The organism is Streptosporangium sp. NPDC020072 (genome assembly GCF_040631445.1).
Lineage (GTDB): Bacteria > Actinomycetota > Actinomycetes > Streptosporangiales > Streptosporangiaceae > Streptosporangium.
Map to the genome: position 1 here is coordinate 270330 of NZ_JBEYAB010000011.1, position 23374 is coordinate 293703.

Here is a 23374-nt window from a genome sequence, read left to right on the forward strand (position 1 = left end):
TCGGATATGGGACAGTGGGTAGAACCCTCAGGTGATCACGTTGTCGCCCGGTCAGGGGTTGCCGCAGATCGCCGAGCTCGTGCTGGCGCTGGTGCTCTCCTTCGCCATCGGGCTGGAGCGCGAGGCCCGTAACAAGAGCGCCGGGCTGCGCACCCACACGCTCGTCGGCCTGGGCGCAGCGCTGTTCATGCTGGTCAGCAAGTACGGCTTCAGCGACGTGCCCGGCGCGCACGTCTCCCTCGACCCCTCACGGGTGGCCGCGCAGATCGTCTCGGGCATCGGGTTCATCGGAGGCGGCCTGACCTTCGGCACGGCGCCACGCCGCTGACCAGGAAGACGTCTCGGACTGGACAGAGATCGGCGTGCAAGTCCAAAAGGACGATGGAGGAGAGGCCGCCCCAGCCACCGTTCACGGCTTCAGTTTGAGCTTCTTCCTTGACGTGCCCGGGAACACCGTGACCAGGTGTTCCTCTCCCGTTTTGCCCATCCGGATGTAGGCCCGGAGCCGGTAGTGGCCCTTCCCCGCGATCGCCAGGTTCGGCATCGGGGCGCCCGCGCCCACGTCTCCCCCGTCCGCCTCCGGCACCTTGAGCCAGCCGCTGCGACTGACGACCGGTACCTCGGTGACCTGGTCCCACCCGGCTATCCGCTGTGGCGGCGCGGTACGGAAGGCCTTCACCGTGAGGCACAGATCGATGACGTCTTCGAGGTGTCCGACAAGCACCGCGCTGTCGAACGCCCCGACGAGAGTGTTGTCGTCGTAGAGCCTGTCCGTCGCCTGTTCCGCCGCCTTCTCGACCTCTTCGACCTTCGGGTCGTGGACCAGGTAGCCGTGGTCGCCGTCGGCGAACAGGAAGTATTTGGCCGTGGCCTGGACGACGCCCTTCGTCCGGGGCCACGGGTCGCGGCACTTCGCGTTCTCCTCGGCGACGTAGGCGGCACCCGCGTCCTCCGTCTCCTTGGTCGACTGCAGCAGCTCGGGATTGGTCGCGCCGATGATCTCCGGGCAGATGTAGACGAGGTCCCACGGGTCCACTCCCCAGGCGGGACGCTCGCTCCCGGCCCGCGTCAGGATCGCCTTCTGTTCCTCGCGATCCTTCGTGCGGCACAGGGTCCGTCCGTACCCGAGGATCCCCTGGTCCGACAGGCTGTCCGGGAACAGGGGTGGCATTCCGTCCGCTGTGATCCGTGCCCGGCACAGGAACACGGCGTCGCGTTCGGTGGGTTTCAGGTCGCCGAAGCTGGGCCGGTCATAGCAGTCCATCGACCAGCCGGTGTAGGTGAGGTGTGGGGTCTGCTCCGGGTGGATCATCACGGTGATCGGCAGGACGACCATGGCCGCCACCACGATGCGGACCACTTTGCTCCGCGCGGGCGGAGGGCCCACCGGCCGGCCCCCAACGGACAGTTCACGAGCGGTCGCTGCGATCCACACGGTGCTGACGAGCTCCAGCACGTCCGTTACAACCGGTGCCACCGGATTGGCGTAGAAGTCCCATCGGAAGAGAACACTGATCGCGATTATCAGCGCGTAGTCACCGACTGACAACCACCCCGCGATCTGCGTACCGCGGCTCCACCGGCCGTCGCGCCGCTGTCCGACGATCGTGATGACGGTCGCCGCCACTCCGCCCAGCATCATGCCGAATCCGAAAACGTAGCCCGTCCCGATCTCCGGGAGGTCGAGTTCGTCGAGGAGTTCGTCGGCGATCCCGGCCAGCTCGACCGCGAATATCACTGCGGCCACCACGCGCAGCATGCGGGACCGCCAGCGGATGACGAGCAGGTAGAGAACGTCGATCGCGGTCCACAGTACGAGCTGGAATACCACATCGACCGCGTCGGGGAGCATCCCGATCGGAATCCACAGCACGAGGGAGTACGCCACCGCCAGATACAGCAGTCGGCGCAACACCCTCGTCCGGCGGTCCAGTGGCCCCGGCGCGGGGGTACGCAGGATCAGCCACAGGAGCGCGGCCTTCACCAGGGCGGCCACGAGCAGCGCCACGACTGTCGCGGTGCCGAACTCGCCGTCCACGTAGAACCTCGCGTAGACCGGCGATGTCCATTCGACGGCCGCCCAGAGCCAGGCGTCGCCGAGCACCAGGCCCACGACCGCCGCCACAAGGGACAGGCTTACTAAGCCAATCCTGGTGATACGCCAGAAACCATCCGAAAGCACGGAAAGTGATCTTAGTCCGGCACTGCCGTACAGGCGGACGTAACGGAGCGTACGGTTTCACCCCGCCGGCCAGGCTTCACGGCCTTCGACGGAACGCCGATGACAGTGCGGCTCCGCCCGGGATGTTGGTCCAGTTTCCCGCCCCAGCCCCTGCGGTTCGCCGCGGAGCCGGGGCGGAAGGGTGACCTCGGGTTTCTCAGTCGCCGAGGGGCGAGCCGAACTCCCCGGCCTTTACACCATTGAGGAAGGCGTCCCACTCAGCAGGAGTGAAGAACAACTTCGGGCCCTCAGGGTCCTTCGAGTCACGCACAGCGACCAGATCAGCGTGCCCGGCACCCTTCAACGCAGCGACCTCAACACAGTTCCCGCCGTTGTCACCAGAGAGACTCGACTTGATCCACCTGGTGTCACTCAAGTCCATTTTTCCTCTACCGCCTTCTGGATGAGATCGATGGACATACTTATCGGCAACGCCTCGCTCCGAATGGCCTCGAAACGCTCCACGGCCACGGCAACGTCTTCCTCGTCGCTTGTGGTGATTCCCCGCACGGCTGTCTCGGCATACAGTACGTCCTTTCCTCCCTCTAGTGTCGCGATCGCGAACCCTCCCATCAGGCCTGAGTGCATCCCCTGCGGAACCAGTTGAACGCTCAACCGGGGGGTAAGCTCCAACTGCGCCCTCATCACCCCGGAACCGCCTATTGGACGGTAGAGAATCGCCTCGTCGATGACGCACCGGAAGACCGGAGGCCGAGGATCCTCACGAACGAGGATGACCTGGCGCTCCAAACGAGCTCCCACAGCCGCCTCGTTACCGTGCAGCAGCACACGGGCGTAGCCCTCCGTTTGAAGCAGTCCAGGGAAAACGAGCGGCTCATAGGCACGTAGCGTGATCGCTTCCTGCTCCTTGTCGCGCCACTTGCCGAACCAGGAGGGGAAGACCTGGCCCTTCCGCCAGTCGAGGAGGCGGTGGAGGGCTCCGCCCGTGTCGAGGACCCTGTCGCATGTCTCGGCGAAGTCCGGACTGGCCGGGAGCTGGCCTGTCTCGACCCCGCTGATCAGGGACTCGCTGAAGTGGATCCGCTCGGCGAGCTGTCCCTGGGTGAGATTCGCGGCCTTCCGGTAGTGACGCAGTTCCCTGCCCCATATCGCCTGAGGCGTGTAGAGGTTGACCACGATGCCCCCCTTGCCGGAATTCAATGACGGCGCCTTGAATCCCAGAGCTCGACCTTGGTAATCATTTCATCACCAAGCGTAGTCACCGCTCGGCATCCTGAACATACAAAACCGAGAGCGGAAGAGAAACCCCATGGAAGAGATTCTCGAAACGAGCGTGGCACCGAGCGAACGTCTCCACTCAATGGATCTGGCCCTCTCCGTGCTGGGCGAGAGGTGGATTCCTCATGAGGCGAGATATGTGGCGTCCGCCCGCCGGTTCGTCCGAGAGATCGCCGTCGACTGGAAAGCGGCCGAAGGCATCCCGGAAATCGCCGAACTCCTCACCTCGGAGATCGTCACCAATGCCGTCGTCCACGCCGCCGCGCGTCCCGTCCAGGTCTCGGTCATGAGAGAGGGCAGGCTGATGGTGGTGGAAGCCTGCGACTTATCAAGCACGATCCCCCAGATCAGGAGCGCGGCCCCCATGGAGATCTCCGGCAGGGGACTCACCGTCGTCAAGGAGCTCTCCCACGCCTGGGGCTGGCTCCCCAACCCCCACGGCAAATCCGTCTGGTTCGAACTCGTGGCGTGGCCCTGAAGCCAGGAAGGACAGCTTCCACAATAGGCCTGTCGACATCTCAGGACACCACAGCGATATCCTCAACAGTCTCATGAAAAGCGATTCATCATTTTCCACGGTATGGCGAAACTCAGGGCCAGCCCCTTTGGGGAAGAAAATCCCCGGTGCGGCCTCGGACACCAGAGCAGGCGGGCGTCACGCCGGGCAGTCGTGGGGGTCGATGCTCTTCCTGGCGCCGGTGACCGTGATCTGGGCGGGGCTTTCCCGCAGCGTGGCGGCGGTTGTGCACACGATCTGTTCGATGGCCAGTCGGGAAAGCTCACCGGCCGGGGTGGACAGGGTCACCACCAGGTGGCCCGCCCGCTTGGTGGTGACCGAGAACGGGGCGGCCCCGGGTGGGACGTCGGTGGTGAGCCCGTCCGACCGTTCCATCACGGTGGGTCCGGCCGCCAGCAGCGCGAGCGTGTCCTTCCGGAACACCGGCCGGTCGCTGGGCCGTGTCACCGCGCTGAGCCTGCCGTCCCTCACCAGGTAGAGGGTGATCTTCCAACCGGGCGCGACGACTCCGCGCGGCGGCTCGCCCGCGTCGATGGCGCCGTCGCTGGGGCGCACACCGCAACCGGCCACGGCGACGAGCGACACGAGACCCGCGGCGAGCGCGCGGCGGGCGATCCCGCCCCTCGCTCGGAACCCCTGTCCCGAGCGGGTGCCCGGCGTAACGGCCCCCGTTCGGGACCCTCGGCCCGGACGTGCGCCCGGTGTGGCAGCCCTCATTCGGGACCTCCTTCCGGGTTGTGTTCCCCACGTGGCAGGCGCAGGGTGAACACGGCGCCGCCGTCGGGAGCGTTGGTGACGGTGATGTCGCCGTGGTGCAGGCGCGCGTTCTCCCTCGCGATGGCCAGGCCCAGGCCGCTGCCCTCGGATCTGGCCCTGGCGGCGCTGGCCTTGTAGAACCGGTCGAACACGTGCGGCAGCACCGCCTCGTCCAGCCCCGGCCCGTGGTCGCGGACCTCGACGGTGATCCAGTGCGGGTCGGCGCGCAGCCGTACCGACACCGGGGGCTCGCCGTGCCGCAGGGCGTTGCCGACCAGGTTCGCGAGGATGACGTCCGCCCTGCGCGGGTCCAGCCGTACCGTCACCCCGGGGGGGAACTCGGTGCGCACCTGTTCCGACCAGCCCCGGGTGCGCAGGGTCGCGCGTACCAGCTCGGCCACGTCGACCTCGTTCAGCGCGAGGGCCGCGACGCCGGAGTCGAACCTGCTGATCTCGATGAGGTCGTTCACCAGGGCGGTGAGGTTGAGCGTCTCCTGGCTGACCAGCCTGGCGGCTCTGCCCGCGTGTTCGGGCAGTTCGGCCGCCTCCTCGTCCAGGACCTCGGCGACCGCGGTGAGCGCGGCCAGCGGGGTGCGCAGTTCGTGGGAGACGTCGGCCACGAACCGGCGGGCGTCGGCCTCCATCTCACGGAGCTGTTCGACGTGTCGTTCCAGCTCGGCGGCGGTGTCGTTGAACGTGCGTGCCACCTCGGCCAGTTCGTCGGAGCCGCGCACCGCGATCCTGGTCCGCAGCTCGCCCTCGCCCAGCAGGCGCGCCGCCCGGCCGAGTTCACGCACCGGCCGCAGCACACCACGGGTGGCCAGCGCCGTCAGAACGACCGCGAACGCCAGGGCCACCCCGCCCATGAACCAGGCGAGCACGGCGAGGTTGTCGATGGCGCGCTGTTCGGAGGCCAGGCTGCGCGCGACGTAGACCTCGATGCCGGACGCCCGGGTCGACCGATCTTCCTCAACGATCAGCAACGGCGTGCCGATGATCAGATAGGGTCCGTCCTCCCACGCCACGCGTTGCCACGCGATGACGCCGTCGGCCACCGCCCGCCGCAGCTCGCCGGGGATCATCCCAAGATCCAGGCCTTGCCGGCACGGGCGGCCGAAGGGCAGGCACGGCCGGGCCGGGCCGGCGGGCGAGCGTGTCCCGTGGTAGACGGCGACCGCGTCGCTGTTCCTTTCCGCCACGACGCTGACGATCTCGCTGAGTTCGTCCGGGCCCGGCGTCGGGTCCCGCAACGGGAAGAGCGCCTGCAGGCGGTCTCTCATCGCCTCGACCGCGGCGTTCTGGGTCCGCTCCAGGATCTCGTTGCGGGCCACGACGTACATCCCTCCGGCGACCGAGGCCGCGGTGACCACGCACAGCAGCGCGAACGCGGCCAGCAGCCGGGCGCGCAGTCCCAGGTTCAGCCGGAGGGTCACACCGGGCCGAACCGGTACCCGAACCCACGGACCGTCTGCACGTAGACGGGCGCCGCCGAGTCGTCCTCGATCTTCGCGCGCAACCGCTGCACGCACGCGTCCACGAGTCGTGAGTCGCCGAAGTACCCGTGTTCCCACACCGACTCCAGCAGCTGCTGGCGGCTGTGCACCCGGCCCGGTGTGCCGGAGAGTTCGAGCAGCAGGCGCATCTCGGTCGGGGTGAGGCCGACCTGCGTGCCTCGTTTGGAGACCACCAGGGAGGCCCGGTCGATGGTCAGGTCCCCGTACCGCTCAAGTTCGGCCTGGTCGCGGCCGACCCGCCGGAGCACCGCGCGGATGCGCGCCTCAAGCACCCTGGGCTGCACCGGCTTGACCACGTAGTCGTCGGCGCCCGCCTCAAGCCCGGCCACCACGTCGATGTCGTCACCGCGCGCGGTCAGCATGATGATCGGTATCTCCCTGGCGGCCCGGATGCGGCGGCAGACCTCGAACCCATCCATTCCAGGCAACATCAGGTCGAGCACGACGACGTCGGGAAGGTCCGCGCGCAGCCACTCCAGCCCCTGCTCGCCGGACTCCACCCCGCGCACCCGGTGTCCGTGCCGGGTCAGGGCCAGCTCAAGGCTCTCCCGCACGGCCGGATCGTCCTCGATCAACAACACTCGTGACACGTTGCCGGGTTTCACCGCACGCTCCGTACCTTGTCCGCCGGTCGACTCCGTCCACTGTCGACCGGCCCTGTCACCGCCCCGTCCGCGCGATGTCTTGGTTGTGTCACGGTCGTGCCGACGATCACCGTCGAGAAACGGTGACATACGGCAGACAAAGCACACACATTTGGCGCCAATCGTAATCGCCATGGATGAACCACGCACCATCCCCTCTCGGCCCCGAGACCGGCTGTTCGCCGTGGTCACGCTGGTGCTCGCCGTACTCCTGTTGCCCGTGGCGCTCGCCTGCCGTCCTGGCCGCGCCCTCGAACTGGCCTGCCGCTGGGCGTTGCGGGTGCGGTTCCCCGCCGAGGACCTGGCCGGGCTCACCGACGGCGCCCTGGCGGCGTTCACCGCGGCGCGCACCGAGGCGTTCTGGCGGCACGGCCAGCTCATCGGCCTCACCTCGGGGTACCGCGACCCCGCCGTCCAGCAGCGGATGTTCGACGAGGAGGTGCGCCGCTCCGGCTCCCCGGCCCTGGCTCGGATGCTCGTGCTGCCACCGGCGGAGTCCAGCCACGTCAAGGGCCTCGCGCTGGACGTGCGCCCGCACGAGGGCGCGCGATGGCTTGAGGAACACGGCGCCCGCCACGACCTCTACCGCGTCTACGACAACGAGTGGTGGCACTTCGAGTACCGCCCGGACCGCGAAGGCGTGCCGCCCCGGCGGCTGCCCCATCCCGGCGTGTTCCCCGGATACCGGACGGACGAGCCGTTCGACGTCTGGGGTGACCGGGCTGTCGCGATCTCCGCCACGGTGTCCTCCCCCCGCAGACTCGCGCCGGCTTCCTGAACCCGGGGCCCGGCGTGTCGGAAAACCCACGGTTCGTCGATCAAGAAAGGTTCATGATCATGGATTCGGACTCCGTACGCGGTGTCGACCGGCGACGGCTGCTCAGGTGGGGCGGATTGGCGGCCGGCGCGCCGCTGGTCGGCGCCCACCTCGGCCGCCCCTCCCCTTCCCCGGCGACCCGTGACGTGATCCCGCCGGACACCCGGCCTGGCGGGGCCTACGACCGGTATGTGGCGAAACTGGCCGCCGAAGGCAGGTTCTCCGGCGTGGTACTGCTCTCGCACCGGGGCCGGACCGTGCTCTCCCGCGGCTACGGCATGGCCGACAGGGAGAAGGGGATCCCCAACCACAGGGGCGTCGCGTTCAACCTCAGCTCGGCGGGCAAGCCGTTCGGCGCGGTGGCCGTCCTGCAGCTGGTGCAGCAGGGAAAGGTGAAGCTGTCGGACACGGTGGGCACCTACCTGACGGACTTCCCCAAGGAGATCGCCGAGCGGGTGACCGTCCACCACCTGCTCTCCGGCACCTCCGGGCTGAACTCCCCGGAGGAGGACCTGCAGCGTGTCTTCCAGAGCCGGGAGGAGGTGCACGAGTTCTACGAGCAGTGGGCCCGGCGCGCGAAGCAGGTGGCTCCCCCCGGCACGCCGACCGACCACGCCGGGGCCGAGGTCGCCATCCCCGCGCTGATCGTGGAGGCCGTGACCGGCAGGACGTACTGGGACCACGTCGAAGAGCACGTCTTCCGGCGCTGCGGCATGACCGGTACGGCGTTCTACACCAGGCCGCAGTGGCTCACCGACGAGCACATCGCGCACTCGTACATGCGGCAGGCCGACGGCGGTGTGGTGGACGCCGTCCGCAATCTGGACAAGGGCAGCCCCGACCCGTACCAGCTGGGCAAGAACCCGGGCCGCCTCTTCGTCGACGCCCCCGGGGACGGCGGTTTCGCCACCGCGCCGGATCTTGTCCGGTTCGCGCACGCGCTGGGCGACGGCACCCTGCTGGACCGGCCCCACGCCGAGATCCTCACCGGGGCCAAGGTCCCTCTCGGCAAGGACGCCTTCGGGGCCTACTCGATGCCGGTCGCGATCGTCGGCGGTCAGTGGGTGGTCGGTCGTGCCGGTGTCAATCCCGGCAGCTTCGCCAGCTGGAACATCTATCCGTACACCGGATGGGTCGGCGTCGTCCTCGGCAACCACGACGGAGCGCCGTTCCAGGAGATCATCCAGCGGGAGATACAGGCCGTCACCGGGGCCTCCCCCGGCGGCGGCGAGGGCGGCTGACCCCCGGCACCGATAAGTGGGTAGAACCCTCAGGTGATCACGTTGTCGCCCGGTCAGGGGTTGCCGCAGATCGCCGAGCTCGTGCTGGCGCTGGTGCTCTCCTTCGCCATCGGGCTGGAGCGCGAGGCCCGTAACAAGAGCGCCGGGCTGCGCACCCACACGCTCGTCGGCCTGGGCGCGGCGCTGTTCATGCTGGTCAGCAAGTACGGCTTCAGCGACGTGCCCGGCGCGCACGTCTCCCTCGACCCCTCGCGGGTGGCCGCGCAGATCGTCTCGGGCATCGGGTTCATCGGAGGCGGCCTGATCTTCGTGCGGCGCGACGCCGTACGGGGGCTGACCACCGCCGCGGTCGTGTGGGTCACCGCGGCGGTGGGGATGGCCTGCGGGGGCGGGCTGCCGGTGCTCGCCGTGGCCGTGACCGCCTGCCACTTCCTCACCGTCTACGGCCTCAACGCGCTGGGCCGCAGGTTGCCGCTCTCGCGGCGAGCGCCGATCCAGCTGCGCATCGTCTACCTCGACGGGACCGGGGCGCTGCGCCGGGTGCTGGTGGAGTGCACCCAGCGGGACTTCGTGGTGGCCGAGGTCTCCGTCGAGCGTGAGGTGCCCGGTGAGACGGCGGAGCCGGGACACGACCGCGGTCGTGATCACGGGCGTGACCGCGAGCCGCGGCCCCCGCGGCGGACCGTCGCGGTGACGCTCGTCCTGGAGGGCAAGGGGTCGATCCCCGAGCTGACCGCCGCCCTCGGGGAGATGCCCGACGTCGTCGGTGTCAGCTCCCGCGAGGGCGCCTCAAGCACCGACTGAGCCGTCACGCCGGGTCCCGGCGCGGGGCGTGGCCGTACGGCCCGGCCTCTCCGGCGCTCGAAGCACCCGGCCGCCGGATCTCGGCGTGGGACGTGAGGGACCCCTCCCGCTGGACGGATCACCATCCTGTTCCTCCTCCGCCGGGAGAAACGTCCAGCCCGGGTTGCGTACGGCGGACGGAACGGCACCATGCGGACCGTGGATGACAACAATCTTCTCAATCTCGACGGCCGCAGGTTCGTCATGGTCAGCTCGACCGCGAGCGCCGTTGACCCGGACGGGCCGACCTCGTTCACCTACCAGGAGTCCGACGGCCTCATCTGGGGCGACTACACCGGCGACACCGTGGTCACCGGGCGGTTCGTCGGTGTCCGGGACGGCGACCGGATCGAGCTGACCTACGTGCACCTGCTCAAGAACGGCGAACGCGCGAGCGGCAAAAGCGGAAGCCGGATCGAGCCGCTCGCCGACGGGCGGCTGCGCCTGGTCGAGGAGTTCCAGTTCGCCGGGGACGACACGGTGCACGTGAGCGTGTGCGCCGAGGTCGCCTGACCGCCTTCTGACCTCTGGCCGACCGAAAACCGGGTCAGACGTCGCGCTGCAGCTGGGCGCGGCCCTCCGCCGCGCCCACGAAACGCATCTTGCCCAGGGGGACCTCGCCGCCCGCCGGATCGGGGGCCGGGCGGCGGGTCGACCACGCCGGGCCCCGGTCGCTCGGCAGGACGTAGGGCCGTCTGATGACCTCGTCGAGGATGAAGACGGTTTCGGTCGCCTTGACGGCGGGGATGTTGGCCAGCCTTTCGGTCACCATCGTGTGCACGGCGGCCACGTCCGTCATGCGGACCTGGATCATCGCGTCGTGCTGGCCTGTGGTGACCGCGCAGTACTCGACCTCGGGCATGTGGGCGAGCTGGGCGCGGAACTGGCGCCACATCTGCTGCCTGACGGTGACGAAGATCAGCGCCGTGATGCCGAGACCGGCGCGGACGTGGTCGATCTCCGCGGTGAAACGCCTGATCGCGCCGTCGGCGCGCAGCGCCTCGAAACGGGTGTAGGCGTTCGCCCTGGAGATGCCGACGCGCTCGGCCAGGGCGGCCACGGAGATCCTGCCGTTCTCCCGCAGGACCTCCAGAATTCTCAGGTGCGTCGCGTCGAGGTCAAGGCCGATACCGATCCGTCCAGCCTGACCGCCATCTGGAGACATGTTCCTTGACGTTTCGGTCATGATCATACCCTTCGGGTCGGATTTGTCTCAGTTTACTGCCATGACCTGGACTTTCTGCCTGTACATCCTGGACGATCGACCACCAAACGTCCACCACGGCCCCTTTTCGGAGGACACAAAAATGGCGATCCGTTCCCGGCGCCCCACGGCGAAGGCGGCGCTGCTGCCGGTGCTGCTCACCGGCGCCCTCGCCCTTGCCGCCTGCTCCAGCGGCGGCTCGTCCACCCCCGCGTCGCAGACAGGCGGCGGCACCGCCGCCAAGACGCTCGTGGTCGACACGTCCTTCAACCTCAAGACGGCCGACCCGGGGCGCACCTACGAGCCGACCGGCCTGACCGTCGGCAAGGCCGCCTACGACACCCTGCTGACCTTCGACGGCTCCGACGTCACCAAGCCGGTGCCCTCCCTCGCCGACTCCTACGAGCTGTCGGCGGACGGCAAGAAGCTGACCCTCAAGCTCCACCAGGGCGCCACCTTCGCCGACGGCTCCCCCGTCACCGCGGACGACGTCGTCTTCTCCCTCAACCGGGTGCGCGACATGAAGGGCACCCCGTCCTTCCTGCTCGACGGGGTTGAGGTCGAAAAGACCGACGAGACGACGGTCACCCTGACCTCGAAGAACCCCAACCCGGCGCTGCCGTACATCCTGCCCAACCCCGCGCTGGGCATCATCAACTCCAAGGTTGCCAAGGAGCACGGCGCCACCGCCGACCCCGGCGACAAGGCCGAGCAGTACCTCAACTCCACCTCGCTGGGCTCGGGACCGTACACGATCGAGTCGGTGAACATCAGCAGCCAGGTCGTGCTCAAGGCCAACGCCAAGTACTGGGGCCCGAAGAAGCCGGTCTACGACAAGGTCGTGATCCGCAACGTCGAGTCGGCGACGCAGAAGCTCAACGTCTCGCGCGGCGACAGCCAGGTCGCGCTCGACCTGTCCGGCGACCAGGTCAACGGGCTGCCGGGCACCCTGCAGGTCACCAAGACGCCGTCGGCGAACGTGGTCTTCCTGCTGGCCAACCGGAACTCCTCGGTCAGCGCGATCACCGCCAACCCCAAGTTCGCCGAGGCCGTCCGCAAGGGCATCGACTACACGGGCCTGCTCGAACTGGCCGGTGAGGGTTCGGTGCAGGCGCCGGGCGTCATCCCCTCGATGTTCCTGGGCGCGCTCCCCGCCGACCAGGCCGCCAAGCGCGACGTCGAGGGCGCCAAGGCCGCCCTCAAGGAGAGCGGCGTCGCCGACCCCAAGGTCAAGCTGGAGTACCCCAGCGAGCTGACCCTCAACGGCCTGTCCCTGCAGGGCATCGCCGAGCGCATCCAGGCCAACCTCAAGGAGGTCGGCATCACCGTGGAGCTGGCGCCCTCGCCGGTCACCACCGCGCTGGACAACTACCGCAACGGCAAGGAGGAGCTCGGCCTGTGGTGGTGGGGTCCGGACTACCCCGACCCCAGCGACTACCTGGTGTTCCTGCCGGGCAAGACCGTCGGTCTGCGGGCCGGCTGGAAGGCGGGCGCGGACAAGGACATCGAGGCGGCCGGCGACAAGGCCGCGGCCGCGATCGGCGACGACGCCCGCAAGCAGGCCTACGTCGACGTCCAGACGAAGCTGAACGCCTCAAGCCCGTTCATCCCGCTCATCCAGCCGAGCCAGAACATCGTGACGGCCGCCTCCGTCACCGGCATGGAGTTCCACCCGGTCTGGACCATCGATGTCGCCGACCTCGGTGCCAAGTAAGGACCCGGAGGCCACCCCGGAGCGCGACGGCGCCAAGGTGGCCTCCGGCCCGGGGGGCGCCGGTACGGCCGCGCGCCGCCCGGGCCGGGGTGGCGGCCCCAACCCGCTGGTGCGCTTCCTGGTCCGCAGGGTGCTCACCGCGCTGCTGCTGGCCGTGGGCATCACGCTGGTCACCTTCGTCCTGACCAACCTCGTCCCCGGCGACCCGGTGGCGGCCAACCTGGGCCAGCGGGCCCTCGGGGACCCGGCCATCGTGGCGCAGTGGCGGGCCGATCACGGCCTGGACAAGCCGCTCCCTCAGCAGTACCTGCTGCACCTGCAGGGCGTGCTGCAGGGCGACCTGGGCACCAGCCAGCAGAGCCACCGTCCGGTGCTCGACGACCTGGCCGAGGCCGTCCCCGCCACCCTGGAGCTCGCGGGCACCGCGATCCTGATCTCCCTCGTGGCGGGCGTGGCGTTCGGCGTGATCGCGGCGCTGCGCCGTGACCGGCTCTCCGACCACGTGCTGCGCGTCCTCAGCCTGGTCGGCATCTCGGTGCCGACGTTCTGGCTGGCGCTGACGACCTTCTACATCTTCTTCTACCGCCTGCAGATCACCCCGGGCAGCGGCCGGATCGACCCCGGCATGACCGCACCGCCCCACGTGACCGGCCTGTACACGGTGGACGCCGCGCTGGCCGGGCAGTGGGACGTGTTCTCCTCCGCGATCGGCCACCTGGCCACCCCCGCGCTGGTGCTCGCCCTCTACACGATCGGCCTGCTCACCCGCTTCACCAGGTCGGCGGTGCTGGAGGTGATGGGTCAGGACTACGTGCGCGCCGCGCGGGCCAAGGGCCTGCCCGGCCGGGTGATCCTGTTCCGCTACGTGTTGCGCTCGGCGCTGGTGCCGATCATCACGGTCGCGGGCCTGGCCTTCGGCAGCCTGCTGTCCGGCACCGTCCTGGTCGAGGCGATCTTCGCCTGGCCCGGCGTCGGGCAGTACGCCTACAAGAGCGCGACCGGCCTCGACCTGCCCGCCGTGATGGGCGTCGGCCTGGTCATCGGCGCGGTCTACCTCGTCATCAACCTGATCGTCGACGTGCTGTACGGCGTCATCGACCCCAGAGTGAGACTCACTTGACATCCTCCCCCGCCTGAAGGCGGGGGATTCCAACGGCAACTACCCCACGAGGAGGAGGTCGCGTTGAGGTTCACGGTTCACCGGCCCACCCAACGGTGGGCCTCCCCGTGCGGACACGGCATGCCCTGCCGCGTGGCGAATGTTCCCGGCCGCGTTCACATCGGCGTTGCCGGCGTATCCGCAGGACCGGCACCGGAAGACGGCTTGGCTCTCGCGCGACGTCCGATCCACGATCCCGCGCACCGAGCACCGCTGACTCGTGTACGCGGGGTTGACCTTCACAACCCGCCCAGGCGCCTTGTGCTCCAGGCGTTGCACCAGCCAGCCCCAACCTGCCGCCAGAATGCCCCGGTTCAGGGCCGCCTTCTGGCGGACGTTCCCGCCGGGCGCCTCAACCGTGCCCCTGGCGGATCGGGTCATGCCGGCAATCTTCAGGTCTTCGACAGCGATCACATCGAAGCGCCGAGCCAGGTCGGTGGAGGTCTTCTCCACCCAGTCCCTGCGGCGGTCCGTCTCGCGGGCCTTCAGCTTCGCGATCGCAGCCTTAACCTTGCCACGCCGGTTCGAGCCCCGTTTCGCCCGGGCCAGTTTCCGCTGGAGACGCCGAAGCCGGGTTTTCTCCGCCTCACGCGGGGTCGGCACGTTCAACAGCTCGCCCGTGGACAGCGCCGCGCTGACCGCGACACCCCGGTCCACGCCGACGACCTCCCCCGTGCTCGGCGCAGGGATCGGCTCCGGGATCACGGCGAACGCCACATGCCAGCGGCCCGCTCGGTCCCGGGTAATCCGGTAGGACTTCACACCGTCCAGGACGGCACGCGACCAGCCAAACCGCACCCAGCCAACCTTCGGGACCCTCACCTCGCCCACGTTGCGCGACAGGCGGCGCACATCGCCCGCTTTGACGGCGACGATCCGGAACCCTTCACTCCGCCCGCGCCTGCGCCACGTCGGCCGACGGTGGGTCATGCCGAAGAATTTCGCCATGGCCTGCGCGAAGTCCTTCAGCGCCTGCTGCTGAACGATGATCGACCCGCCACGCAGCCACTCGTGCTCGGCGCGTGCCTCGGTCAGCTGGCGGCACTGTTCGGCGAAACCCGGCGCGGACGTGCGTCCCGGCCTCCAGTGGGCGTGCTGCTCGACGGCCAGATTCCACACGTATCGGGCATGCCCGCAATGCTCCAGCAGCGCCTGCTCCTGAGCAGGCGTGGGCCGGAGCCGATAGCGGGACACGCCCCCGAACCTACCGAACGCCACCGACAAAACCAGGAGACCGAAGTGCCCGACCGTGCCGCGTTTCCTCCCCGCCCTGAAACACGGGGCATCCACGCTGTAGGAGCACGGTGAAACTCCCCCAAGCCTGGCGGCAGCCGCTGGCGATCGTCGGCGGGGTTGTGGCGCTCGCCTGGATCGTGATCACGGTGGCCGCCCCGCTGCTGGCGCCGCACGACCCGCTCGCTCAGGACCTGCCCAGGCTGGCCCCGCCCGGCCCCGGGCACTGGTTCGGCACCGACCAGCTCGGCCGCGACATCCTGAGCAGGGTCATGTACGGCGCGCGCCTGTCGATCCCGCTGACGCTGCTGCTGGTCACGCTCTCGGTGCTGGTCGGTGGCCTGCTCGGCGCCTGCGCCGGATATTTCGGTAAATGGGCTGATGAGACGATCATGCGGTTCGCCGACCTCGTCTTCGCCTTCCCCACCGTCATCCTGGCCATGGTCGTCGCCGCCGCGCTCGGCGCGAGCCTGGCCAACGCCGTGCTCGCCGTACTCGTCGTCGCCTGGCCCTCCTACGCCAGGGTGACCCGCGGACTGGTGCTCGGCGTGCGCGGGCGGGAGTTCGTGATCAGCGGGCGGCTGCTGGGCTTCTCCGCCTGGCGCTCCCTGCGCGTCGACGTGCTGCCGAACATCACCGGCCCGATCCTGGTCCTCGCGACCCTCGACATCGGCACCGCGCTGCTGCTGCTGAGCGGCCTGTCCTTCCTCGGGCTCGGCGCCAAGCCGCCCTCCCCCGAGTGGGGCGCCATGGTCGCCTCCGGCGTGGAGGTCTTCGACAGCTGGTGGGTGGCGACCTTCCCGGGCCTGGCCATCCTGACCGTCGTCCTGGCCTTCAACTTCCTCGGCGACACGCTGCGCGACGCCCTGGACCCCCGTACGGCCCGCGCCATCAAGGAGCGTGCGCTATGACCCTCACCATCTCCGGTCTGAAGGTCGCCGTCGGCGACCGGGAGATCCTGCGGGGCGTCGACCTCGACCTGCAGCCGGGGCGTGTGCACGGCCTGGCGGGAGAGAGCGGCTCGGGCAAGACGATGACCGGCCTGGCCGTGCTCGGCCTGCTCCCGCACGGCGCCAGGGCCACCGGCCGGATCGCCCTCGGCGAGCGCGACCTGCTGGGCATGTCGGCCAAGGAGCTCAACACGGTACGCGGCGGCGAGGTCGCCATGGTCTTCCAGGACCCGGCGACGAGCATGCACCCGATGCTGTCGATCGGCCGCCAGCTCACCGAGCACATGCGTCACCACCTGCGCCTGGACAGGAAGCAGGCCAGGGCCAGGGCGATCGAACTGCTCGGGCAGGTGCGCATCCCCGGCCCGGAGTCGGCGATCGACCGCTACCCGCACCAGTTCTCCGGCGGCATGCGCCAGCGCATCGCGATCGCCATCGCGCTGGCCTGCTCGCCCAAGGTGCTCATCGCCGACGAACCGACGACCGCCCTCGACGTGACGGTCCAGGCCGGGGTGCTGCGGCTGCTGCGCGGCCTCTGCGACGACCTGGGGCTGGCCGTACTGCTCGTCACCCACGACCTCGGCGTGATGTCGGCGGTCGCCGACGAGGTGAGCGTGATGAAGGAGGGCCTGGTCGTCGAGACGGGCCCGCGCGGGCGGGTGCTCCGCGATCCCGAGCACCCCTACACCCGTGCCCTGCTGGACTCGCTGCCCGGGGAGAAGGCATGACGGAGAGCACGACGCTGCTGACCGTGGACGACCTGGTCGTCGAACACCGCACCCCCGGCCGTCCCCTGGTCCGTGCCGTGGCCGGGGCGAGCCTGAGCGTCGCGGCGGGCGAGGTCGTCGGCCTGGTCGGGGAGTCCGGCTGCGGCAAGTCGACACTGGCCCGCGCGGTGTGCGGGCTCAACCCCGTGACCTCGGGGTCGATCACCTTCGACGGCCACCGGGTGACCCCGCTGGGACTGCGCCGCAGGAACCCGGCGCTGTCCGGCGTCCAGATGGTCTTCCAGGACCCCTACTCGTCGCTGAACCCCCGGCGCCGGGTCGGCGCCCAGATCGCCGACGGCCTGCGCACCGGGCGCGACACCGCCTCCTCCCCCGCCGACATGCTCGAACGGGTCGGGCTGCCCCGCGACTTCGCCGGGCGGCACCCGCACGAGTTCTCCGGCGGGCAGCGGCAGCGGATCGCGATCGCCAGGGCCCTGGCCGCCAGGCCGTCCCTGCTGATCGGCGACGAGCCCATCTCCGCCCTCGACGCCTCGGCGCAGGCGCAGGTGGCCAGGCTGATGCGCGACCTCGCGGTCTCCTCGGGCGCGGGCCTGCTGTTCATCAGTCACGACCTGTCGGTGGTACGGCTGATCGCCGACCGGATCGCGGTGATGTACCTCGGGAAGATCGTGGAGGTGGGCCGTACCGAGGAGGTGTGGAACGACCCCCGCCACCCCTACACCCGGGCCCTGCTGAGCGCCATCCCCGCCCCCGACGGCGCGGGCACGCTGCCCGCGGAGCTGCCCGGTGACGTGCCCGACCCGGCCGCCCCGCCGCCGGGGTGCCGCTTCCATCCGCGCTGCCCGGTGGCGATGGACGTGTGCCGGGAGCGCGAACCGGCCTTCGGACCGGTCGCCTGCTGGCTGCACGAGCCCGCGTGACCGCCGCATGATCGACGAGGTGCGGCTCAGGATGGCCGAGGAGGGGATCGACGCCCTGGTGCTGCGCCCCTCCCCCGACTTCCGCTATCTGGGCGGCCAGGGCGACGGATACCTCGTCCTGACCCATGACCGTCCGCCCACCGCCGCGGCGGAGCCGCTGGAGGCCGCGGCGCTCATCCCGCCCTCGGCGCGCCGCGTCGGCGTGGACCCGGAGATGCGCGCGTGGGAGCTGTTCTCCCTGCGCGTCGAGGCCGAGGTCGTGCTGGCCTCGGCCGTGCTGGCCCCGCTCAGGTCGCGCAGAGGTCCCGCTGAGGTCGCGGCGACGGAACGCGCGGCCTCGGCGGCGGACGCCGTCCTGCTCATGGCCCGCGAGCTGGCGTGGTTCGGCACCACCGAGCGAGCGATGGCGCGCAGGCTGTGGGCCATGATGGTCGAGACGGGGTGCGAGGAGGTGCTGTCGGTGCTCGTCGCCGCCGGTGAGCACACCGCCCTGCCCCGGCACGTGCCGTGCGACCGGGTGATCAACCCGGGCGACGCGCTGCTGGTCTCGGTCTGCGGCAGGTGGGGCGGCTACTGCTCCGAGGTGGCCCGCGTGTTCGCGGTCGCCGAGCCGCCGGAGGACTTCGAGGCGATGTACTCGGTCGTCCTCGCCGCGCAACACGCCGCCCTGGACGCGCTGCGGCCCGGCGTGACGGCGGCGGAGGTCGGGCGGATCGCGCGGGAGGTGATCGAGGGCAGCGGCTACGGCAACTACGCCGGGCCACGCCCAGGACGAGGCATCGGCCTCGGCCCCGACGAGGCCCCCTGGCTCGTCCCCGGCGACGAGACCGTACTGACCTCCGGCATGACGGTGTGCCTGGAGCCGTCGATCTACCTGCCGGAGCTGTTCGGCGCGAGGGTGGCCGACATCGCGGTCTGCGCCCCCCAGGGCGCCACCCGCCTCACCACGACCTCCCCGGCCTTCCACGTCATCGACCACTGACCCTCCTGCCGGAGGAGGACGCCGAGGTCATGGCCCGCCACCGTGGCGGGCCATGACCGGCCCCCGTCCTCGTGTCACCACGTCCCTCGTCCGGCGGCCTCCCTGGAGATCCCGCCCGGCCGGGACGACCGGGAGCGGGATCTCACCGCCTTTCTCCGGAGTGGTTCCGGAGGGGCCCCGCGCCTTCGGTTCAGCAGATGTTCGCGCCGTCGAATGTGCGGCCGCCCCGCGCGACCTTGCTGCTGATGGTCCCGCCCGGCCTCACGGTCTGGCAGGAGCCGTCCGCGCCGTGCGCCCACACGATCTTGAGGTTGAGGGTGCGGCCTTTGCAGTCGTTGCGGGCGTAGCCGGTCTTGGTGATCCTGCCTGTCTTCTGCCAGACGGTGACGCAGGAGGGCGCGTTGCCCAGCACCTGCGCGGTCACGCCTGCCGGCTGGGCGGCGGACTGGGCCTGCGCCGCCGGAACGGCCGCCAGGCTCAGCCCGGCCGCGGCGAACAGTGCCAGCGCGGACGCGCTCAGTTTGCTCATGAGTCCTCCTGAAGAGATTCGTACCGATTGTGGTGGAATGACGGGAAAAACCGTCGTTGCCACGCTTTCTTGGCTTGTTCGGCGATTCGAAATATCCGCGACCGCCCCCGGGGCCGTATAAACCGAACGCCTCCGGCAGTTCCGGATTTTCCGGCTGCCCGAAAACGAAGAAAGCAGGGAGTTCCGACGCAGCGCTCCGTCGCGCGATGGGGCGCCCTCGATCCCCGTAAGGACAGTTCGGTGGTCCCCCGTCGAACTTCACCCGAGGGAAGGAGAGGACGATCCGGTGAAGGGATCTTCCGCGCGGAGCGCCGGCGGTGGCGTCCGCCCTTGGCCGGACCACCGCCGATGTCACGGTCACCGTGAGCGGTTCTCGCCGCGAGATTCAGGCCACGGGCATTTTCCTTTCGCGATCCACGACTTCTCGCCTCTTTCCATCGCCCGGCGTGCGAACCGGACGACTCCACCGTGGCGGAGACCGTCCTCACGGCGTCATCGCGCCGTCATCACGGCGTCCTTCGAAATCACTCCCGGCCGCTAATTGGCCAGATAGCATCGGTTTTGGGGGGAAATCATTGAGATGAAATTTCTCGTACTCGGGACATTGGAAGTCTGGGACGGCCAGAACAGGGTGACCCTGCCCAGCACCCGGCACCAGCGGGTGCTCGCGATGCTGCTGCTGACGCCCGGCGCCGTGGTACCGGTGTCGAAGCTGGTCGAGGCGACCTGGGACGACGAGCCGCCCGCGACGGCGACCAAGCAGATCCAGAACTGTGTCTCGGCGTTGCGGGGGCGTCTCGGGGACACCGAATGCCAGGTCATCGCCACCGACGGCCGGGGATACCGCGTGGCCGTGACCGAGGACCAACTGGACCTGCTCTGCTTCACCCGCCGGATCGCCACCGCGCGTGTGCTCGCGGCGGCCGGCGAGCCGGCGGAGGCCGTACTGGAGATGCGCTCGGCGCTGCGGCTGTGGCGCGGCCCCGCGCTCGACGGCCTGGGCACCGCCGCGCTGACCGCCCGCGCCAGGCGGCTCGACGAGCAGCGGCTCGACGCGCTCGAACAGTGCGTGGACTGGCAACTGGCGCTGGGTGAGCACCGCGAGGTCGCGGACGAGCTGGTGGAACTCGTCACCGAACACCCGCTGCGGGAAAGGCCGCACGCGCAACTGATGCTCGCGTTGACCCGCTGCGGCAGGCAGGCCGAGGCGATAGAGGTGTTCCACCGGCTGCGGGAAAGGCTCGCCGAGGAACTCGGCGTCGACCCCGGGGCCGAGGTCCGTGAGCTGTACGAACGTGTCCTGCGCGGCGAGGTGGACCTCTCCCCGCCCGTATCCGCCGTGCGGGAGCCGGGATCCGCGCCGGCTCCGCGACCGGGGCCCGCCGCCCCGGAGCCGCCCCGTCTCGACCGGGCGGTGCAGGAGCTGGTCATGGTGATCACCCGGCAGTGGACGGCCGAGGCCGAGGTGCGCTCGCTGAACCGGCCGGAACCGGTGCCGCTGAGATGGTCGGAGACCAGGCGTCAGGTGGCGGCGGTGGCCGCCGCACCGCCGTACGGCCGATCGGCCGAGGACCCGGACCGGCCGATGCCGAGCGGTGGCCTCACCGACCTGTTCGCCAGGTTCCGGCAGGTGCCCGCGCGCCAACTGGTGGTGCTGGGCGGTCCCGGCGCGGGCAAGTCGGTGCTGGCGATCCTGTTCACCCTCGGTCTGCTCGCGGACCACCGGCCCGGCGAGCCGGTGCCGGTGCTGTTCTCGCTGGCCTCGTGGAACCCGCACCGGGAGCACATACACCGCTGGCTCGCCCGCATGCTCGTCCAGGAGTACCCCGGGCTGGCGAACACCGCCGTCTACGGACGGGACGCGGCGACGCGGCTGGTGGTCGAGAACCGGGTCCTGCCCGTGCTCGACGGCCTCGACGAGATACCGCCCGGCCTGCGCGCGGCGGCCATCGACGCTCTCGACAGGGCCGTGGCGGGTGACCGGCCCCTGGTGGTGACCTGCCGTAGCGAGGAGTACGAGCTGGCGGCGGACCAGGCGGGCGCGATCCTCGCGCGCGCGGCGGTCGTGGAGATCGAGCCCGTCGCCCTCGAAGACGCCGTCGACTTCCTCACCGCGCGCAGGCGGGTGGGTGAGGAGCGCTGGCAGCCTGTGATCGACCACCTGCGGCGGCACCCGGGCGGCGCGCTCGCCCAGTCACTGCGCACCCCCCTGATGATCGATCTCGCCCGTACGGCCTACGCCCATCCGTCGACCGTGCCCGCCGAACTGTGCGACCCGGCCCGGTTCGGCGATCGGGCCGCGATAGAGGGGCACCTGCTGGACGCCTACCTGCCGGCCGTCTACGCGTCCTGGCCGGAGCCGCCCCTGCGGCACGAGCGGCCCGTGCCCGCGCGTGCCTACGACGTCGACCACGCCGAACGGTGGCTGGCCTTCCTCGCCCGGCACCTGAACCGGACCCGCACCCACGACCTCGCCTGGTGGCGGCTCGACCGCGCCGTGCCGAGGCCCGTCGGCGGCCTGCTGCTCGGCATGCCCGCTGCCCTGCTGTTCTGGATCACCGGGTGGCTCGCGGGCGGCCCGCTGATCGGACTGGTCTACGGGCTGTTCTTCGCGGCGGCGGGCTGCGGCGTCCACACGCTGGGGCGGCGTCCGGGGCCGCTGCGGGTGGAGCTGCACTTTCGCAGCACCGCGACGAGATTCCTGGGGCGCTTCGGGATCGGAGTGGTGATCGGGGTCAGCCTCGGCCTCGGCTGGTCGCTGTCCGCGGAGATGATCGGCCTGCTCGCCACCGTCTTCGGTCTCGGCGTCGGCCTGCACGTCTGGCTGGCCACCCCGGTCGACGTCAACCGCGTTTCCAGCCCGCCCCTCGTGCTGCGCAACGACCGAATCGCCACCTGGGCGTTCACCCTGTCCTTCATGGCGTCGCTGGGGCTGTTCTACACCGTGGCCTTCGCCTTCACGCGCGAGATCCGGTTCGTCCCCGTCCTGGGGGGAACCTTCGACCTCGGGCTCGCCTGCGCCGCAGGCCTGGCGTCGGGACTGCTGGGCCGTTTCCTGCTGGGCAACCTCGGCGGTGCGGCGTACGGGCTCGCCGGAACCGTGGTCGGCGGACTGATCTTCTCCCGCGCGCCCAGCCTCGCCAACGCCCTGACGGTGGGCGCGCTGTTCGGCCTCGCGGGGGGACTCACGGTTGGCCTCGCCCGCGCGTGGGGCGCCTTCACCGTCGTCCGGCTCTGGCTGGCCGCCCGGGGGCACATCCCGCTCCACCTCATGCGCTTCCTCGACGACGCGCACCGGCGGGGGGTGTTGCGCCAGGTGGGCGCGGTGTACCAGTTCCGGCACGCCCGTCTGGAGGAACGCCTGGCGGCCAGGTGCGGCGTCCCTCCGACGACCCGCGGCCGAGACGGCTGAGGATCGTTCCGGCACCCAGCCCGAGTACGCGGCCCCCGGCGGCCTACGCGCGTGGGAGCAGTCCCCCGACGAGGGCTTCGAGCCCCTGGCGGTAGGTGTCCTCCGCGGTGAGCGCGGTCCACCGGCCGCCGATCGACGCCAGTCTGGGCAGCGCCTCCCGGTCCAGGTCGGCGAAGACCCGTTCGCGGTGGGTCGGCCGGTCCTCGGCGGCGCGCCTGCGCCCCGCCGCCCTGATGATGATCTCCCCGGCGGTGTAGTACCAGACGGACCGGTAGGCGTGAACGGCCTGTTCCGGGGTGAGACCGCAGGCCACGGCCGCCTCGACGATGTGCTCCGCGTACCAGAGCCCGGCGTCGGACATCAGGTCGTCGGCGACGAGGACCTCGACGACCCACGGGCATCCGGCGAGCGCGTCGTGCATCGCCAGCGCGGCGGTGACCAGCCGTTCCCTGGGCTCCTCCGGCAGTGCCGGGCGCGCCAGTCCCGCGGCGTAGTCGTCCAGGAGCAGCAGCAGAAGCTCCTCCTTGTCCTTGACGTGGTGGTAGAGCGCCATCGGCGTGCTGCCGACCTCCGCGGCCAGCCGCCGCATCGTCAGGCTTCCCACGCCGCCCTCCTCGACGATCCTGCGGGCGGCGGCCAGGACCTCCTCCCGGGAGATCCGTGGTGGCCTGCCCACCCGCGGGCGTTGCGGAACCGACTGTGACATGGGATCCATGATGGCCCACCCGTGACGTTGACGCCCGCGTCC

At 70.2% G+C, this 23374-nt stretch carries 22 protein-coding genes and 1 pseudogene; 13 read left to right on the forward strand and 10 right to left on the reverse strand.

The window, feature by feature from the left end; all coding sequences use genetic code 11:
• Positions 1-31: 31 nt before the first annotated feature.
• A pseudogene (locus ABZ470_RS26965) lies at positions 32-301 on the forward strand (MgtC/SapB family protein); the annotation flags it as partial.
• Positions 302-409: 108 nt separating this feature from the next.
• Here ABZ470_RS26965 and ABZ470_RS26970 read toward each other — a convergent pair.
• The 3 genes from ABZ470_RS26970 to ABZ470_RS26980 all read right to left on the reverse strand — a co-directional run bounded on the left by ABZ470_RS26970 (position 410) and on the right by ABZ470_RS26980 (position 3358).
• Complete coding sequence (locus ABZ470_RS26970) at positions 410-2125, reverse strand: hypothetical protein (RefSeq protein ID WP_362914763.1); 1716 nt, start codon at positions 2123-2125, stop codon at positions 410-412.
• Positions 2126-2378: 253 nt separating this feature from the next.
• Complete coding sequence (locus tag ABZ470_RS26975; protein ID WP_362914765.1) at positions 2379-2603, reverse strand: DUF397 domain-containing protein; 225 nt, start codon at positions 2601-2603, stop codon at positions 2379-2381.
• Entirely contained in the window at positions 2594-3358 is a 765-nt protein-coding gene (locus tag ABZ470_RS26980) for a helix-turn-helix transcriptional regulator (RefSeq protein ID WP_362914767.1), read from the reverse strand. The genes ABZ470_RS26975 and ABZ470_RS26980 overlap by 10 nt, the downstream gene beginning before the upstream one ends.
• A gap of 133 nt (positions 3359-3491) precedes the next feature.
• Here ABZ470_RS26980 and ABZ470_RS26985 point away from each other — a divergent pair, with 133 nt between their 5' ends.
• Positions 3492-3938: an ATP-binding protein gene (locus ABZ470_RS26985; protein ID WP_362914769.1), complete on the forward strand. Its 447-nt coding sequence runs from the start codon at positions 3492-3494 to the stop codon at positions 3936-3938.
• Positions 3939-4115: 177 nt separating this feature from the next.
• On the opposite strand, the gene ABZ470_RS26990 is transcribed toward ABZ470_RS26985, so the two are convergent.
• The 3 genes from ABZ470_RS26990 to ABZ470_RS27000 all read right to left on the reverse strand — a co-directional run bounded on the left by ABZ470_RS26990 (position 4116) and on the right by ABZ470_RS27000 (position 6837).
• Positions 4116-4562: a GerMN domain-containing protein gene (locus ABZ470_RS26990; protein ID WP_362914771.1), complete on the reverse strand. Its 447-nt coding sequence runs from the start codon at positions 4560-4562 to the stop codon at positions 4116-4118.
• 128 nt (positions 4563-4690) lie between these two features.
• A complete protein-coding gene (locus ABZ470_RS26995; RefSeq protein ID WP_362914773.1) occupies positions 4691-6166 on the reverse strand; it encodes a HAMP domain-containing sensor histidine kinase in 1476 nt (491 codons plus the stop codon).
• Positions 6163-6837, reverse strand: coding sequence for a response regulator transcription factor (locus ABZ470_RS27000; RefSeq protein WP_352012080.1), 675 nt, complete (start codon positions 6835-6837; stop codon positions 6163-6165). The genes ABZ470_RS26995 and ABZ470_RS27000 overlap by 4 nt, the downstream gene beginning before the upstream one ends.
• Before the next feature lie 187 nt (positions 6838-7024).
• Here ABZ470_RS27000 and vanY-N point away from each other — a divergent pair, with 187 nt between their 5' ends.
• The 4 genes from vanY-N to ABZ470_RS27020 all read left to right on the forward strand — a co-directional run bounded on the left by vanY-N (position 7025) and on the right by ABZ470_RS27020 (position 10305).
• Positions 7025-7669: a D,D-peptidase/D,D-carboxypeptidase VanY-N gene (vanY-N, locus tag ABZ470_RS27005; protein WP_362914774.1), complete on the forward strand. Its 645-nt coding sequence runs from the start codon at positions 7025-7027 to the stop codon at positions 7667-7669.
• A gap of 59 nt (positions 7670-7728) precedes the next feature.
• Complete coding sequence (locus ABZ470_RS27010; RefSeq protein WP_362914775.1) at positions 7729-8949, forward strand: serine hydrolase domain-containing protein; 1221 nt, start codon at positions 7729-7731, stop codon at positions 8947-8949.
• Positions 8950-8982: 33 nt separating this feature from the next.
• Entirely contained in the window at positions 8983-9753 is a 771-nt protein-coding gene (locus tag ABZ470_RS27015) for an MgtC/SapB family protein (protein ID WP_362776336.1), read from the forward strand.
• A gap of 198 nt (positions 9754-9951) precedes the next feature.
• Positions 9952-10305, forward strand: coding sequence for a hypothetical protein (locus ABZ470_RS27020; protein WP_352011771.1), 354 nt, complete (start codon positions 9952-9954; stop codon positions 10303-10305).
• A gap of 34 nt (positions 10306-10339) precedes the next feature.
• On the opposite strand, the gene ABZ470_RS27025 is transcribed toward ABZ470_RS27020, so the two are convergent.
• Positions 10340-10978 (reverse strand): Lrp/AsnC family transcriptional regulator, encoded by a 639-nt coding sequence (locus ABZ470_RS27025; protein WP_362914777.1) that lies wholly within the window; start codon positions 10976-10978, stop codon positions 10340-10342.
• Between the two features lie 121 nt (positions 10979-11099).
• On the opposite strand from ABZ470_RS27025, the gene ABZ470_RS27030 reads away from it, so the two are divergent.
• Together ABZ470_RS27030 and ABZ470_RS27035 are read left to right on the forward strand one after the other, a co-directional pair.
• Positions 11100-12710, forward strand: a complete 1611-nt coding sequence (locus ABZ470_RS27030) for an ABC transporter substrate-binding protein (RefSeq protein ID WP_362914779.1) — start codon at positions 11100-11102, stop codon at positions 12708-12710.
• Positions 12685-13830, forward strand: coding sequence for an ABC transporter permease (locus ABZ470_RS27035; protein ID WP_352011768.1), 1146 nt, complete (start codon positions 12685-12687; stop codon positions 13828-13830). The genes ABZ470_RS27030 and ABZ470_RS27035 overlap by 26 nt, the downstream gene beginning before the upstream one ends.
• A 39-nt stretch (positions 13831-13869) precedes the next feature.
• Here ABZ470_RS27035 and ABZ470_RS27040 read toward each other — a convergent pair whose 3' ends face one another.
• A complete protein-coding gene (locus ABZ470_RS27040; RefSeq protein WP_362914781.1) occupies positions 13870-15063 on the reverse strand; it encodes a transposase in 1194 nt (397 codons plus the stop codon).
• A gap of 110 nt (positions 15064-15173) precedes the next feature.
• On the opposite strand from ABZ470_RS27040, the gene ABZ470_RS27045 reads away from it, so the two are divergent.
• From ABZ470_RS27045 to ABZ470_RS27060, 4 genes are read left to right on the forward strand one after another with little or no spacing between them, the layout of a single operon-like run.
• A complete protein-coding gene (locus tag ABZ470_RS27045; protein WP_352011767.1) occupies positions 15174-16013 on the forward strand; it encodes an ABC transporter permease in 840 nt (279 codons plus the stop codon).
• On the forward strand, positions 16010-16780 hold the full coding sequence (locus tag ABZ470_RS27050) for an ABC transporter ATP-binding protein (RefSeq protein ID WP_352011766.1): 771 nt from the start codon (positions 16010-16012) through the stop codon (positions 16778-16780). Before ABZ470_RS27045 ends, ABZ470_RS27050 begins: the two co-directional genes overlap by 4 nt.
• Positions 16777-17703 carry an ABC transporter ATP-binding protein gene (locus ABZ470_RS27055; RefSeq protein ID WP_362914783.1) on the forward strand — a complete coding sequence of 309 codons (927 nt, stop codon included), beginning with the start codon at positions 16777-16779 and terminating at the stop codon, positions 17701-17703. The genes ABZ470_RS27050 and ABZ470_RS27055 overlap by 4 nt, the downstream gene beginning before the upstream one ends.
• A 7-nt stretch (positions 17704-17710) precedes the next feature.
• Positions 17711-18685 carry a M24 family metallopeptidase gene (locus ABZ470_RS27060; RefSeq protein ID WP_352011764.1) on the forward strand — a complete coding sequence of 325 codons (975 nt, stop codon included), beginning with the start codon at positions 17711-17713 and terminating at the stop codon, positions 18683-18685.
• A gap of 190 nt (positions 18686-18875) precedes the next feature.
• Here ABZ470_RS27060 and ABZ470_RS27065 read toward each other — a convergent pair whose 3' ends face one another.
• Positions 18876-19214 (reverse strand): hypothetical protein, encoded by a 339-nt coding sequence (locus ABZ470_RS27065; protein WP_362914785.1) that lies wholly within the window; start codon positions 19212-19214, stop codon positions 18876-18878.
• A 580-nt stretch (positions 19215-19794) separates the two neighbouring features.
• On the opposite strand from ABZ470_RS27065, the gene ABZ470_RS27070 reads away from it, so the two are divergent.
• On the forward strand, positions 19795-22626 hold the full coding sequence (locus tag ABZ470_RS27070; protein WP_362914787.1) for a BTAD domain-containing putative transcriptional regulator: 2832 nt from the start codon (positions 19795-19797) through the stop codon (positions 22624-22626).
• Positions 22627-22669: 43 nt separating this feature from the next.
• Here the strand turns inward: ABZ470_RS27070 and ABZ470_RS27075 are convergent, their stop codons facing one another.
• Positions 22670-23332, reverse strand: a complete 663-nt coding sequence (locus ABZ470_RS27075; protein WP_352011761.1) for a TetR/AcrR family transcriptional regulator — start codon at positions 23330-23332, stop codon at positions 22670-22672.
• Positions 23333-23374: the final 42 nt, after the last annotated feature.